The following is a 14342-nucleotide window of genomic DNA, read 5'->3' on the forward strand; positions in this document are numbered from 1 at the left end:
TTAGGTTCAGGAACTACCGCTACAGTTACAGTAGCCGAAGCATCCGGACAAGGAGCTGTTCCGGTTACGGTATACGTATAAGTTCCAGGCGCATCCACATTAGGATCAAAAAGGCCAGTTCCAGAAGCTAGGGCAGGACTCCAAGTTCCACCTGTATCAGGCGAACCGCCAAGGACATCAAAAAGATCTTGAGTAGCATCATTATTACAGATATTAATAGAGCCATTTGTACCAGCATTAGGTTCAGGAACTACCGCTACAGTTACAGTAGCCGAAGCATCCGGACAAGGAGCTGTTCCGGTTACGGTATACGTATAAGTTCCAGGCGCATCCACATTAGGATCAAAAAGGCCAGTTCCAGAAGCTAGGGCAGGACTCCAAGTTCCACCTGTATCAGGCGAACCGCCAAGGACATCAAAAAGATCTTGAGTAGCATCATTATTACAGATATCAATAGAGCCATTTGTACCAGCGTTAGGTTCAGGAACTACCGCTACAGTTACAGTAGCCGAAGCATCCGGACAAGGAGCTGTTCCGGTTACGGTATACGTATAAGTTCCAGGCGCATCCACATTAGGATCAAAAAGGCCAGTTCCAGAAGCTAGGGCAGGACTCCAAGTTCCACCTGTATCAGGCGAACCGCCAAGGACATCAAAAAGATCTTGAGTAGCATCATTATTACAGATATCAATAGAACCATTTGTACCAGCGTTAGGTTCAGGTGAGATAGTTATAGTTACTGTTGAACTTGTTGGTGAACAACTATTTCCAGGATCAACAGTGTAAGTAAACGTATAGGGACTACCTGACACAGTCATAGAGGTAATATCTAAAGTTCCAGTACTACCATTTGTAGTTGGTAATGGACCGCTCCATGAACCATTTGTGTCTGGTGTTCCTGACAGTTCGTCAAATAAATCAATTGAAATGATAGTTGAAATTTCTGATTCGCAAATATCTAGTGAACCGCTAGTTCCAGGGTCTGCAGGGTCATCAATAATTACTGTTACCTCAAATCTATCATTACTCTCACAAGGCGGATCAACCGAGGTGGCAAAGTAGTTTTCTCCATCAATGAGTAACGTTGAAGGATCTAAAGGGATTACTGAAGTGTTTGTAGCATACCAACTATCTGCATTTGTTGCTGTTAAATCGCCAACCGTTGGTGGTGTTTCTGAACAAAAAATTTGAACTGGGTTTCCGGTTGGGACAGGAACGACGCCTATAACGACTAAAACGGATAGTCTAGAGGTTCTGCAGCCTGTATCAGGGTTTTCCTGATCAGCATAATAAATAGTGTTGTCGTTTAAAACCGTGGAAGACAAAAGCGGTATTCCACCTGAAGCAACATTATACCATTGAACATTATTTCCAATAGCTGTTAAATCAGCAATGGTAGCATCATTTGGGTCATCAACACATACTCCCTGAAAATTTAATCCAAAAGGTGCTCCATAAATAGTAACATCAACGCGTTCTCTCACACCACAACTTCCAGAATTGTCATCGGCATAGTAATCTTCTCCATCAAGTAGCCCAATTGTACTAGAAATTGGCGTTGTTGAACTTGGTGTATCATACCACTGAATACCATTTCCACTATCGGTTGCAATCAAATCTGCAATTGTAGGGTCGTCTAAATCACAAAATGATTGATTAGTATTAGAGATAGTTGGACATTGCGCCGCAATATTAGCTGGAATAATTAGAACTATCAGCATAAAGAATGTTGATAGGTATATATAAAAGTCTTTATTTTTTGCTGTCATAAAGAGTAATGTTCTCAATAATGTTTAATCAGTTTGTATTGTAATGTTATCGTTGTTAAATTCTGTAATTGAAATAATATTATTGACGTATCTGCCAGAAGCATCCTTGGTATAATCAAATTTTAAACATAAATAGGTTGTTATAATACTATCTAAATTATTATTATATCCGCTTTTTTGAGCTATTCTTAAAAGCGTGTCAAAAGTTATATCATAACCATATAGCACATGTTTAGTTGGTGCAATTCCATAAACTAAATAGTAGCTTTCATTGAATTGGGTTATTTTCCTGTCTTCGGAAATACAACTGATACTAGGGTAAAGCAATTTTAAAATTTTAAACCTCTTGGATGAAATATCATCTTCATTTGGAATTAATTCAGAATCTAAAACAGCTAATTGAATATTAAAGCTGGACAGCTCTCTCAATAATGTGTTGGTAGTATTTAAAAACACGCCATTACGATCGCTATCAATAATGACAAAATTCTTCATCGAACTGTCTAAAAGAGACGTGAGTTCTCTAGTTGAAAAGTTACCATTTCTTTTTGTTTCAATAATTGAAATGTCAGGATTATTGTTTACAACAAATTGCCTACTATTTTCTCTTTCATAATCACTAATCATGACGATGTTTCCATTTTGACTTTTAAGATAGTCTAGCATTTTCAATTGTTGCTGTTCGGGTGCTGGATAGGCTTCAATAATATTAGAAAGGTTTTTATTATTTGATGAATTATAAGCACTTACAATTGGGATGTCATTGTTTTTAGCTTGTGAGGCTATCCAATCGATGTTATTTGAATAAGATGGTGAAATAATAGCTTGGTAGTTATCCAAAGAGCTATTCTTTAATTTTGTATTTGATGGTGTAATACTTGTTTCTGTATCGATTTTGATAATATCAGATTTTATTAGTAAACCTAATTTTCTCAAAGAGTCCATAGCCATTTTTGCACCACTATAAAATTCTAAATTACGCTTAATGATAACATCAGACGTATTCTTGAAACCTGCTGATGTGTTTTTGTGTTCATTGAATTCATCATCATTAAAAGGCATTATGAAAAGGACTTCTTTATATGATGTTTTGTCAATAGTTTCAATTAGACTTATGTATTCTTGTTTGTCAACATTAGTTTTTGAAATAGCGGTTGGAGGGTCATTATCAAGTTTAGGCATTTTAATAACAGTGCCTACTTGCACTGATTTTTCTAATTGTGGATTTAGTTTCAAAAAATCCGTAGTACTCATATTCGCTTTTTTAGATAAACCGTAAAGTGTTTCTTTAGGTCTTATGGTATAATTTTCAAATTGATTAGTATTATTATTCACTTCAGGCTCATCCTCAAATGGCGTGCCTTTATCTTCTGTTTGAGCTTCATCTGTAACTTCATTTGTTATTTTAGCAACATCAATTACGTCTTCAGTTTCTGCTTTATTTGGATAGGTTTCTTCACTATATTCAGTCAAATTATCGTTTGAAGGAATGGAAATGGTTGTGCCATATTTTAAAATCCCCATTTGTGGATTGGCAGACTGAATTGCTTGAATGGTCACAGCATATTTTTTAGAAAGGCCATAAAGGGTTTCCCCTTTTTGAACAAAATGAGAGCGGTAAATTATATTTTTATTCGTTTGTACTTGTTGTGAATAGGATTCTGATGTGCGTATAGATAAATAATGGCCTGCTTGTAAACCATTTTTAATATGTGGATTTTGCTGCTCCAAATTGGCTATGGTAACACCATATTTTTTTGATAGACCATATTTGGTTTCACCCCTTAAAACATGATGCGTAATTGTTTGGTTTTGTGTAACTGCGCTATCTTGGTTATTGTTTCTGCTGTTATCACTATTGGAAGGAATGATCAAAACATCGCCAACATATATAACATCTTTAGCATTGGGATTTAACTTAAGAATTTCTTTAGGAGAAACGTTATATACTCTTGATAATTGATAAACGGTTTCTCCCTTCTTTACCTGATGTTTTTTAGTTGGTTGTTGTGCATTCCCAAACTGGAAACAAAAAATAAAAGCCAATAAAAAAGAATAAATAATCCTCATATATGTTCTGTTCTTTGGCATATTGGTTGATTAATAGATAAAATTAGTAAAAAAAGCTTCTCGATATTAGGAATCATAGGTTGTTGTCAACATTTTATTAACAATTTTAAAGCTCACTTTTCTTAAACTTTTGTAGTAGTTTTGTTGTTTGAATAATTATTTAAAAAATGAAAAGTTTTAGGCTTGAAGTCTCCGGATTTGCTACCATTGTCATGTTGCTCTTACTATCTTGTAAGCAGGACACTAGGCAACAGTTTAAAAACACGAAACTATCTGGAGCTGTTTTTGGCACATCGTACTCTATAATTTATGATTCAGATAGTGATTACACCAAACAGTTTGACAGTTTATTTCAGGTTGTTAACCAGTCCTTATCTACATATATTCCGAGTTCAGATATTTCTAAACTCAATAGAAATGGAATGGTTATAGTTGATGAACATTTTATTACTGTATTTCAAGCTTCTAGAGATATTTACAATCAAACGCAAGGTGTTTTCGATCCAACTATTGGCGCAGTAGTTAACGCTTGGGATTTCGGTCCAGAAGGGAAAATAAATAATATAGATAGTTTAAAAATTGATAGTTTAATGCTCGGTGTTGGTCTCAATAAAGTTCGTCTAGAAAATAATCGTGTAATAAAACCAGCAATTACCTTTTTAGACTTTAATGCCATTGCAAAAGGTTATGGCGTAGATGTTATTGCCAACTTTTTAGAAGAAAAAGGCATACATAATTATTTGGTTGAAATAGGAGGCGAGATTCATGCAGGTGGTAAAAATGCTGAAAAGCAAAAACCATGGAAAGTAGGTGTGGAGATGCCACGTTTTGACGGATCGCAATCTATTTTAAAAACCATAAGCATTACAGATGAAGCAATGGCAACATCTGGAACATACAGGAAATTTAAAGTTGACGAAAACGGGAATCGTTATTCACATATTATCGATACTAAAACGGGTTATCCAAGCAAGACAAATTTATTGAGTATTTCTGTTTTAGCTGAAAATTGTATGATTGCAGATGCTTATGCTACTGCTTTCAAATCCATGGGAGTTAATGCTGTGAAAGACTTTTTAAAAACACATCCTGAATTAAAAGCATTTTTAATTTTTGAAAATGAAGAAGGTGAGCTGGAAACATTGGCATTAAATGGATTTCCGGAATCCTAAATGTGACTTTTTAGAATGATAGTGTCATAAATAGGATGCTATTAATCAAAACTAAAAGTTGGATTGAACGAAAGTTTAGTTCAGCTTTTTTTTTTACCTTTAAGCAAACGCTTCTAAATGAAACAGTTATTACTTCTATTTTTTTTATTACCTTTTTTTGCTTTTTCTCAATGCCCTCCTGATGGTACATTTTCGTCACAAGCTGAAATTGATGCTTTTGCAACCGAGTATCCAGATTGTGCTGTTCTAGAAAGTAGCTTGGTTATTTCAGGAGATGATATTACTAGTTTGAATGGATTAGAGCAAATAGGTCAGGTTAGCCGTTTGATTATTCAAGACAATCCGTTATTATTGAATCTTGATGGTTTAAATCAAAACTTAATCATAAATTCTTTTTTTGGAGAGTTAACCATACAAAACAATCCAGTTTTAACGAATATTAATGCTTTAGAATTTGTTACAGATGGAGAGGATATTGTCGAAGGTGAAGTTGATATTTCTGATAATCCCATGCTAAATGATCTATATGGTTTCCCATTAAATCTTGATGCTATCAATCAATTAATTATTGATAACAATGATTCATTAACAAATCTGGAAGGACTTGGCGGTATTTCTGGTATTCAAAGTTTGTTTATTCAAAACAATGATAGTCTTTTAAATCTTATAGGTTTAGAAGAAGGTTTTCATGCTGTAAATTTAATTATCAATAATAATTTGTCTTTACAAAGTTTAGATGGTTTAATTTATCCAACATACATAACTCAAATAGCGATAGAAAATAATCAAAGTTTAACCAATGTGAGTGCATTAAATGCTATTTTGGCTAATTATTCGATTGATCACCATATCAGTATATTGAATAATCCCAATTTAGCTATTTGTGACAATGATTGGATTTGTAGTTTTATTGAATACAACCAATTTGATAAATGGTTACCAGGAAATTTTCATAACAACGCTTCTGGATGTGAAAATGATTATGAAGTAGAATATAATTGTGGATTTGTTACCAATGATGATTGCACGATTTATCAATACCCTGATGTCGATAATAATCTTACTTTGGGAGAAACCATAACAGCGACTAATCAATTGGCAACAACATCGGAACAAGTGCCAAGCTGTAACGAAGTGGCAGATAGACAAGATGTTTGGTTTATTTTTAATTCCGGAGATAGTTCAACAGTTGATATCCTGTTGCAATCAGGGTTTAATTTGCAACTATGGAACGCTAATAGTGGTTGTGGGTATCAAACTCAAGTTTCTGAAGCTTGCGGTAGTGAACAATTGTTGGATATTCCTGTAACCCAAGACACGAACTATTTTATTCAAGTTTGGAGTGATAACAACAAACGTCCAGCAGGCTGGTTTGATTTAACCGTTCAAGATGGTTTGTTGTCAAATACAGAGTATGCTTTTAATGAATTGAGGATATACCCCAATCCTGTAAACACTTCATTAAATATCAAGGCATATAAACCCATAGACGGTATAACCATTCACAATTTATTGGGGCAAGAAGTTATGAAATCACTTCCAAACTCAATCAATGCAAAGCTAAATTTGGAAAGCCTAAATTCGGGCATCTATATCGTTCAAATTACCATTGAAGAACAGCAAAAGACCTATAAAATAATCAAGGAGTAATTACTTTCTAACCAAAGGAATAATTTCGCCTTTGGCTAAACAATAGCGGTCTATTTTTTCAATCGTTAATTTAGAGGTGTAGTCCACTTCTTCAACGTTAAAGCCGTTTTCGCGTAACCGATCAAAGTAATCTCTACCATATACACGAACATGGTCGTACTGACCAAAAATTTTAGCCCGCTCTTTTTTATCGGTAATGCTATTGTCTTCAAACGTTTTATTACGTGTTAAATCTTGTGGAATTTGGAAAATGCCCCAGCCCCCTGGTTTCAAAACACGATATAATTCTTGCATGGCTTTAGTGTCATCTGGGATGTGTTCCAAAACGTGGTTGCATAAAATCACATCAAAACTATTATCATCAAATGGGAGATTGCAAATATCAGCTTTCACATCGGCTAATGGTGAATTAAGATCTGTTGTTGTATAATCTAAATTCTTGAGATTTCTAAACCGTTTATAAAAAGCCTGTTCTGGCGCAAAGTGAAGTACCTTGAAATTCTTTGTAAAGAAGTTTGTTTCGTTTTTTAGGTATAACCATAACAATCTATGACGTTCTAAACTTAATGTAGAAGGCGAAAGCACATTATTACGTTGATTACCATAACCATAAGGTAAAAAGGTTTTAAAACTTTTACCGTCAATAGGGTCAGTATAAGTATTTCCTTTTAAAAAAAAAGCCAAAACAGGTCGTGCCATATAACTCAATCGAATTAAAATGGGTCTTGGAATAGTATTTAAAATGGTTTTAAAAAGCTTTTTCATTTAGAATTAAAGCACTAATGCGTTCTGACGGAATTCATTCTCCTCATCACTTTCAATCCCTAAAGCCTCATAGATATAGGCAAAAGTAGAAAGTAATTCCGGTTTTCCGTCAACAATAGCTACATCATGTTCAAAATGTGCAGATGGTTTATTGTCTAAAGTTGTGATAGTCCAACCATCTCTATGTTGTTTTATGCGATGGGTTCCCATATTTATCATGGGTTCAATAGCAACCACCATACCTTCAATGAACTTTTTACCACGACCACGTTTACCATAATTAGGCATTTCAGGGTCTTCATGCATTTTGCGTCCAATACCATGACCAACCAACTCACGAACCACTCCATAGCCATGAGCTTCGCAATGCTTTTGAATAGCAAAGCCAACATCACCCACACGATTACCTAGTTTAAATTCGCGAATACCCACGTATAATGATTCTTTGGTGACATCCAATAATTTTTGTGTTTCAGAATCAATTTCACCTACTGAAAACGTGTAGGCGTGATCACCATAAAAACCATTTTTTATAGCACCACAATCTATTGAAATAATATCACCTTCCTTTAATGGTTCATTGGTAGGAAAACCATGAACTACTTGCGAGTTAGGACTCATGCAGAGTGTGTTAGGAAAATTATATAATCCCAAAAAACCTGGAATGGCATCTTGCTCTCTTATATATTCTTCGGCCATTTTATCCAGCTGTAATGTTGAAACGCCAGGTTTCACTTCTTTAGCAAGCATGCCCAATGTTTTAGATACCACCAAAGCACTTGTGCGCATCAATTCAATCTCTTCTCTAGTCTTTACAATAATCATGATAAAAAAAATATGGGCAAAGATACTCAAAATTAACAAGGTATTTAAAGAACCAAAAACATGACTTTTGACAGCTTTTGGTTCTTTCTTTTTTGTGACCTTTGTAACCTAAAAAAAATAATATCATGTATCAATCTGTTAGTGCTGAAGAAGCTGTAAAAATTATTAAATCAAATGATAAAGTCTATTTGCAGGCAGCTGCTGCGGCTCCTCAAGTTTTAATACGAGCTCTAACTGCTCGACATGAAGAATTGTGTAATGTTGAAATTTGCCAACTTCATACGGAAGGCGATGCACCCTATGCTAATCCTGAATTACGTGATAGTTTTCATGTAAACTCATTTTTTATTGGTAGAAATGTCAGGCATACATTAAAAGCAGGAAATGGTTCATACACACCTGTATTTTTAAGTGAGTTGCCGTTATTATTTAAACGCAATATTATAGATTTACAAGTAGCCTTAATACATGTTTCTATTCCAGATCATCATGGTTATTGCTCATTAGGTGTATCTGTAGAGGCTACTTTGGCTGCAATTGATAATGCCGATTATGTTATTGCTCAAGTTAATAAGCAAATGCCTAGAACTCATGGCGCAGGTATCATTCATGTGTCAGAAATTAATGCCTTTGTAGAGTGTGATGAACCACTACCTGTTCACAATATGGGCGAACCTTCTGAAATTGAAAATAAAATAGGTGCCCACGTTGCAGGATTGATAGAAGACAGAAGTACTTTGCAAATGGGAATTGGTAACATCCCTAATGCAGTCTTATCAAAGTTGACCAATCACAAAGATATGGGATTACATACCGAAATGTTCTCTGATGGTGTGATAGACCTAATTTTGAGTGATGTTATTAACGGAAATTATAAAGAAATAAATCGCGGACGAGCGCTAACAACTTTTTTAATGGGTTCTAAACGATTGTACGATTATGTTGATGATAACCCGTTTATAGAGATGCGAGCATCTAATTATACAAATGATGTGTCTATCATAAAGCAAAACCCTAGAATGGTTGCAATAAATTCGGCTATAGAAGTAGATGTAACGGGTCAGGTATGCGCAGACTCCATAGGAGCTAATATGTATTCTGGTGTTGGTGGTCAAATGGACTTTATAAGAGGTGCTTCGTTGAGTGAAGGCGGTAAGGCTATTATTGCACTGCCATCAACTACAAAAAAGGGAATTAGCAGAATTGTAGCCACACTAAAACCTGGAGCTGGCGTTGTTACTACAAGATCACATGTGCATTATGTTGTTACGGAGTATGGAATTGCCAATTTATATGGTAAAACTATAAAGGAGCGTGTTAAAGCTTTAGTCAACATTGCGCATCCCGATCATCAGGAAGTTGTTGATAAATCTTATTTCGAATTAACTAAAGGATAAGAGATTATTTAAAGAATGAAAATAACCCTTTCTTTTTAGGCATTTTCAAAGGTTGGTATTTCGGGTTAGTAAGCATTTGATAAACTTCACCCCAACCAATAAAACCTCCTATATTTCTGTCGTCAATAAATAAGTCTGCGTGAATTTTACGACTCTTGCTATAGTCAAACTGTTCTTCAGGGAAACTTCTATTGACCGCATAAAACTCGATGCCATTTTCTTTACAAAAAGTAACAGCTTCATCAAGTCTCAAACCGCTTCGGTAAGTCCATAAAATTAAACGGTGCCCATCTTTTTGCAAACGCTCAAGCGTTTCAAAAGCAAAAAGCATAGGCTTACCAATTTTAGGATAAGCATCCTCAACAATAGTTCCATCAAAATCTACTGCTATGATCAGTTTGTTGTTAAAATTCATATTTTCAAGATTCAATGCAAATTACAAAGAAATATTAAACCAAACTTTGTTGTGTCATACTCGATGGTTTCTCAATGCCCATCAGTTTCAAAATTGTTGGAGCTATGTCTCCTAAAATTCCATCCTTTATGTGTTTTAATTCTTTATCAATTAAAATTATGGGTACAGGATTGGTTGTGTGAGCTGTATTAGGTGAACCATCAGGATTGATCATGGTTTCACAATTACCGTGATCAGCTATTAAAAGCGTTGTGTAATTGTTTTTCAAGGCAGTGCTAATGACGTCTTCCACACAGCTGTCAACAGCTTCGCAAGCTTTTATGGCAGCATCCATGACACCTGTATGTCCAACCATGTCGCCATTTGCGAAATTCAAACAAACAAAATCAACATCGCCTTTTTCAAGCTCGGGAACTAAAGCATCCTTTAATTCATAGGCACTCATCTCTGGTTTTAGATCGTAAGTTGCAACTTTTGGTGAATTTCTCAAAATACGTGTTTCGCCCTCAAAAGGTAATTCCCGACCACCTGAAAAGAAAAACGTAACGTGTGGATATTTTTCTGTTTCGGCAATACGAATCTGTTTTTTATGATGTTTAGCTAAAACCTCACCTAAAGTATCTTGTAAGTTGTCTTTTTTGAAAACGACATTAACGTTTTTATAGGATTCATCATAATTAGTCATCGTTACGTAATATAGATTTAGCTTATGCATGTTTTGCTCATGAAAATCTTTTTGTGATAGTGCCTCGGTGAGTTCTCTACCGCGATCAGTCCTAAAATTGAAAAAGATAACAACATCACCATCTTTTATGGTTGCAGTGGGAAGAGAATTGTCTTTTGAACAAATAATAGGTTTTAGGAATTCATCTGTAATATGTTCATCATAACTACTTTGAATCGCTTTTAATGGATTTGTCGTTCTATCACCATTACCATTGACCATTGCATTATAGGCTAATTTAATTCGTTCCCATCTGTTATCTCTGTCCATAGCATAATACCTACCAGTAATTGTTGCTAATTCTGTGGGCTTGTCTTTAATGTGTTCAAGTAGCTCTGTAATAAAACCATATCCGGATTTAGGATCTACATCACGCCCATCAGTGAATGCATGAATAAATGATTCTTTCACACCATATTCATTAGCTACGTCTATTAATCCTAGAAGATGATTAATATGCGAATGGACACCACCATCACTAACCAAACCGAGAAAATGAATAGGCTTGTTATTGCTTTTAGCATATGTAAAGGCATCAACAAGAACAGTTTCATTTTGAAGTGTTTTGTTTTCTGCTGCTAAATTTATCTTTACCAGATCTTGATAGACTATGCGACCAGCTCCCAAATTCATGTGCCCAACTTCGCTATTTCCCATTTGGCCTTCAGGTAAGCCCACATGCAAGCCATCTGTTCTTAAACTAGCATTGGGATACATTTCATATAGCGAATCAATAAATGGTGTTTTGGCATTTTCAATGGCAGATACTTTAGGGTCAGGGGATTTTCCCCAACCATCTAAAATCATCAAAATGACTTTTTTATTCATGTTTTTGGCTTTAAAAACCAAAGATATAGGTTTCTAATTTTTTATTAAAGATTGACAGTTAAAAACTATGAATAAATAGGGATGTGATAAAATATTGTGTGAAGTTGATTGATTTAATATGAAATTAACAGATTTGCACTCATATAGTTAAATAAATGTTATTTATAATTTTTATGTGTAACAGTTTCAATTTTATATCGTCTCTTTAGTATATCAAAAATTATTTCATTAATCAAAAATCATTCATCATGAAAAAAACAATCGTATTATCAGCAATGGCATTATGCTTTTCAGCAACAGCCATTCATGCAGAAACAAATTTAGAAACAGCTCAAAATAGTATCGCTATTGTTGAGACTAGTCCTTTTCACATGTCAATTGTGAAAGGTGACACTGAAACCGTTCAAAAACTTATTGATTTAGGTGCTGATGTTAACAAAAAATGGAATGGATTAACGCCAGCAATGTATGCGGCTAAATTCAACCGTGCAGAAATTTTAGAGGTGTTAATTGCCAACGGTGCAAATTTAAAATCAAAATGTGATAAAGGACATACAGCTGCTGAATATGCTGAAATGTCTAACGCAGCAGATGCGCAATCCGTTATCAAAGCAGAATTGAAGAAAAAGAAGTAATGTGAATTACTTTTTTATGGTTGGTTAGTAAGGAAAAGTGCTGCATTTGCAGCACTTTTTTTATTGGTTTTTATATTTTTCAATAGACTCTTGAATTTTCTCAATTCGGTTTTCAGGGTCAGGGTGTGTGCTTTGAAATTCAGGAACACGGTTAGGACCAGCCGCCTGTTTTAAAATTTCCATAACCCCTATCATTTCTTCAGGGTTATAACCGGCTTTAATCATAAACTTTACTCCTAAATCATCACTTTCTAATTCATCATCTCTGCCATTTGAGAGTAGAGTAGTTTGACCAATTCCATTTACAAACTCGCCCATATCGGCACCTACAGAAGCTCCCATAGTTACTGTTTTCCAAAAATTAGCCTCACTTATTCTCTCATTCGAATGTTTTCCTAAAACATGACCTATTTCATGGCCCAAAACACCAGCCAATTGATCTTCATTTTCTAATTTAGAAAACAAGGCATACGTAATAAATACTTGACCACCTGGAAGGGCGAATGCATTAATTGTTTTGTCATCAGCTAACAAATGAAAATCGTATTTATATGGTGTTTGATTAGCAATACTATTATTTACTAATTTATTTCCTACTTGATCTACAAAAGCTTGGTAATTATTATTAGGATGTAAACCGCCATGCTGCTGGGCCATTTGTGGTGCACTCTGTAAACCAATAGCAATTTCTTGTTCAGGAGATAATGTTATGGTTTGGGTTCTACCTGTATAAGGGTTTTTTTCTTGTTGACTACATTTTCTTAAATAAGCAAAAGCAACTATAGCAATTCCTAGAAATATTCTGATTTTAAAATTTCTACTTCTCATAGGATTCAATTTAAAAATTCAATTTACAAAAGTTTCACGCAACATTTAAATAATTTTTTTGGTCATAACGTAATGTACGCCAACATTTGCGATTTCAAAAGGTTCACCTGTTTTCTTATAGCCATTTTTTTCGTAGAAGTTGACAGCAATCTTTCTAGCATTAAACCATATACGATGACATTTGTTTGTTAGTAGTCTTTCGGCTTCATCTAAAATGATTTTACCAAGACCTTTATTTTGGAATCTTTGTAATATAGCCATGCCACGCAATTGATATTGTACCTTTTCTGAAAAACATGGATTAGATTTTTTTAAAAAGGTTGCAACTCCAATCAATTTTTCTTTAGAGTATAAACCTAAATGTATAGTAGTTGGGTCTTCATCACCTTCAAACTCACATTCTGAAAGAGGTCTCCCTTCACGTAAAATAGGATGTCTTACAGGATAAGTTTCTTGTGCCGAAATAGTCTTTAAGCTTAGCTCAAGTTGTTTCATTGTTTTACTTTAATTTATTTATACTAGTTTCAGGTTCTAGTTCATAAGGTGCTTTACAATATTCAAAAACACGAGTAAGCTCTTTCCCTTTTAGTATAACCTCGTTACCATTCACCTCAATCCAATTCCCTTCTCTTAAGCCAATCACAGGCTGCGTATTAAAATTGTGAAACTCTTTAATTCGTGTTTCACGAGTTTCACCCATATGTTTATTATTTGGATAGGGATCTAAATAATGAGGATTAATATTAAAAGGAACAACTGATAAAGCCTTGAAGCTTGGTGGATAAACAATGGGCATATCATTAGTAGTATTTATAGTCAGTCCGCAAATATTACTCCCAGCACTTGTGCCTAAATAAGGTGTGCCATTTTCAATGACGTTTCTCAAAGGATCAATTAAATTATTTTTGTAGAGTTGATTGAGTAAAACAAACGTGTTGCCACCTCCAGTAAAAATAGCTTCAGCTTTCTTAATGGCTTCAGCAGGTGAATCATATTCATGCAATCCTATGACTGATTTATTGATTTTTTGAAATACTTGTCTAGCCTTTTCAGTATATTCATTATGTGAAATTCCGCTTGGTCTGGCATAAGGTATAAATGTAATGGTTTTACAGTCTTTAAAAAAACAGGCTAAATGTTCTAAAATATATTCCAAATATCCAGAACCATGAATAGTCGAGGTGCTGGCAATAATTAATTTTTTCATGAATAAACTTTTTCGTAAATTTAAGTAATCATTGGTTTTAACAAAAGTTTATGTTGC

General features: G+C 34.5%; 12 protein-coding genes and 1 pseudogene. 4 read left to right on the forward strand and 9 right to left on the reverse strand.

Annotation, left to right across the window (positions count from 1 at the left end; all coding sequences use genetic code 11):
• Both HGK31_RS12595 and HGK31_RS12600 read right to left on the reverse strand, forming a co-directional pair.
• Window positions 1-1769, reverse strand: a pseudogene (locus tag HGK31_RS12595) (hypothetical protein); the annotation flags it as partial.
• A 24-nt stretch (window positions 1770-1793) separates the two neighbouring features.
• Window positions 1794-3839 carry a lytic transglycosylase gene (locus tag HGK31_RS12600; protein ID WP_191860449.1) on the reverse strand — a complete coding sequence of 682 codons (2046 nt, stop codon included), beginning with the start codon at window positions 3837-3839 and terminating at the stop codon, window positions 1794-1796.
• Window positions 3840-4006: 167 nt separating this feature from the next.
• On the opposite strand from HGK31_RS12600, the gene HGK31_RS12605 reads away from it, so the two are divergent.
• Complete coding sequence (locus HGK31_RS12605; protein ID WP_233451126.1) at window positions 4007-5011, forward strand: FAD:protein FMN transferase; 1005 nt, start codon at window positions 4007-4009, stop codon at window positions 5009-5011.
• Between the two features lie 117 nt (window positions 5012-5128).
• Window positions 5129-6661, forward strand: coding sequence for a T9SS type A sorting domain-containing protein (locus HGK31_RS12610; protein WP_191860451.1), 1533 nt, complete (start codon window positions 5129-5131; stop codon window positions 6659-6661).
• Here the strand turns inward: HGK31_RS12610 and HGK31_RS12615 are convergent, their stop codons facing one another.
• On the reverse strand, window positions 6662-7426 hold the full coding sequence (locus tag HGK31_RS12615) for a class I SAM-dependent methyltransferase (RefSeq protein WP_191860453.1): 765 nt from the start codon (window positions 7424-7426) through the stop codon (window positions 6662-6664).
• A gap of 6 nt (window positions 7427-7432) precedes the next feature.
• Window positions 7433-8251: a type I methionyl aminopeptidase gene (gene map, locus HGK31_RS12620; RefSeq protein ID WP_191860454.1), complete on the reverse strand. Its 819-nt coding sequence runs from the start codon at window positions 8249-8251 to the stop codon at window positions 7433-7435.
• Window positions 8252-8376: 125 nt separating this feature from the next.
• Here map and HGK31_RS12625 point away from each other — a divergent pair, with 125 nt between their 5' ends.
• Entirely contained in the window at window positions 8377-9648 is a 1272-nt protein-coding gene (locus HGK31_RS12625; protein ID WP_191860456.1) for an acetyl-CoA hydrolase/transferase family protein, read from the forward strand.
• A gap of 4 nt (window positions 9649-9652) precedes the next feature.
• Here HGK31_RS12625 and HGK31_RS12630 read toward each other — a convergent pair whose 3' ends face one another.
• Together HGK31_RS12630 and gpmI are read right to left on the reverse strand one after the other, a co-directional pair.
• Entirely contained in the window at window positions 9653-10063 is a 411-nt protein-coding gene (locus tag HGK31_RS12630; RefSeq protein ID WP_191860458.1) for a BT0820 family HAD-type phosphatase, read from the reverse strand.
• 34 nt (window positions 10064-10097) lie between these two features.
• Complete coding sequence (gene gpmI, locus HGK31_RS12635; RefSeq protein ID WP_191860460.1) at window positions 10098-11615, reverse strand: 2,3-bisphosphoglycerate-independent phosphoglycerate mutase; 1518 nt, start codon at window positions 11613-11615, stop codon at window positions 10098-10100.
• A gap of 248 nt (window positions 11616-11863) precedes the next feature.
• On the opposite strand from gpmI, the gene HGK31_RS12640 reads away from it, so the two are divergent.
• Window positions 11864-12250: an ankyrin repeat domain-containing protein gene (locus tag HGK31_RS12640; protein ID WP_104735601.1), complete on the forward strand. Its 387-nt coding sequence runs from the start codon at window positions 11864-11866 to the stop codon at window positions 12248-12250.
• 60 nt (window positions 12251-12310) lie between these two features.
• On the opposite strand, the gene HGK31_RS12645 is transcribed toward HGK31_RS12640, so the two are convergent.
• From HGK31_RS12645 to pepE, 3 genes are read right to left on the reverse strand one after another with little or no spacing between them, the layout of a single operon-like run.
• Window positions 12311-13078, reverse strand: coding sequence for a M48 family metalloprotease (locus HGK31_RS12645; RefSeq protein ID WP_191860461.1), 768 nt, complete (start codon window positions 13076-13078; stop codon window positions 12311-12313).
• Between the two features lie 45 nt (window positions 13079-13123).
• The gene (locus HGK31_RS12650; protein WP_191860463.1) at window positions 13124-13573 is read right to left on the reverse strand and encodes a GNAT family N-acetyltransferase; all 450 of its coding nucleotides are present in this window, start codon (window positions 13571-13573) and stop codon (window positions 13124-13126) included.
• Between the two features lie 4 nt (window positions 13574-13577).
• On the reverse strand, window positions 13578-14285 hold the full coding sequence (gene pepE / locus HGK31_RS12655) for a dipeptidase PepE (protein WP_191860465.1): 708 nt from the start codon (window positions 14283-14285) through the stop codon (window positions 13578-13580).
• Between the last annotated feature and the right edge of the window lie 57 nt (window positions 14286-14342).

The organism is Hanstruepera ponticola, assembly GCF_012931685.1.
GTDB classification, from domain to species: Bacteria; Bacteroidota; Bacteroidia; order Flavobacteriales; family Flavobacteriaceae; genus Hanstruepera; species Hanstruepera ponticola.